The 1,283-nt window shown below is 49.2% G+C and carries 1 protein-coding gene; it reads left to right on the top strand.

The window, feature by feature from the left end; all coding sequences use genetic code 11:
- Positions 1 to 1,283 (top strand): filamentous hemagglutinin N-terminal domain-containing protein (locus tag LGZ98_RS23740; RefSeq protein WP_262978731.1); only part of this gene is annotated, 1,283 nt, incomplete at both ends.

Below are 1,283 nucleotides of genomic sequence, written 5' to 3' on the forward strand. Positions count from 1 at the left end.
TACCGACGGTGATGTCACCATTAAAGCGAAAGACTTGTCTTTAGATGGGGGAAATATCAACGCCGGGAACCAGGTTCTGCTACAGGCAGAGAAAAGTCTTACGGTACGTGACACGGATATTTCAGGTCATGACATTACCTTAATCTCCAGCGGTGGTATTTATGTTTCATCTGGAGGAGATAATTCCACTGCGGCGGGCACACGGGTATTACCTATTATTTCTGCGGTTAATACGCTGCGTATTCTATCTGAACGGGGAATATCTCTTTCAGATACGCTAATTAACCGGGCGAAAAATATCTTTGTGACGAGTAACGAGAGGATTGGTATTAATCAGCATTTGGCTGCGGATGAGAATATTGATCTTCACGCTGGAGGGGGGATAGATTTGGATGGGATTTCCCTGACCGCCGGGAAAGATATTACCCTGACCAGTGGTGACTCGATTAATATTGGCAAGATCATCACCGACAACAATTTAACCCTGATTGCCCGCCGCAATATAACGGAGACAGCATTATCGGCAGAGGGGACGACCGCAGTCGCCCAAAATAGCACCGCGTTGCACTTAGCCGGCGGTAAATATACCCCGGTGACTTCTGCGTTGATTGACCTCGCATTAGGCAATGCCGCCCAACTGGCTATCACTATCCCAGACATAGTCGGTGGAATACCCGGGATTCAACTTGAGGATAACCGAGCGCGGATTGCCGTGAGAAATAACCTGCCTATTATCCATATTGCGGCACCGAATTCCCGAGGTGTTTCACATAACCGTTATCGGGAGTTTAATGTTGGGGCTGCCGGGCTGGTGCTCAATAATGCTACCGAAGCTACCCAATCCGTACTGGCGGGACAAATTGGGGCAAACCCTTACTTTAACGGTCAATCGGCTGAGTTGATTATTAATGAAGTGGTGGGGACTTTAGCCTCAAATCTACAGGGCTTGTTGGAAGTGGTGGGGCAAAAAGCGCCTGTCTTCATCGCTAACCCGAACGGCATAACTTGTCATGGCTGTGGTTTTATCAATACCCCGGCGGTCACCTTATCGACCGGGAATCCGGTGTTTGATAAAGAGGGAGCATTAGCGGCCCTGGAAGTGAAAAAAGGCATTATAACCTTTGATGAAAAGGGGCTGGATGCAACGGCGCAGGATGCTGTCGATATTATCAGCCGGGCCACGATACTTAACGGCAAAGTGCAGGCGAAAAACCTGACATTGACACAAGGCCCCAACCGGATTGATTTCAAACGCGGGACTATTGCCCCTATTGCGGGCGAGG

It is taken from the genome of Photorhabdus kayaii (assembly GCF_025384895.1).
Taxonomy (GTDB): Bacteria; Pseudomonadota; Gammaproteobacteria; order Enterobacterales; family Enterobacteriaceae; genus Photorhabdus; species Photorhabdus kayaii.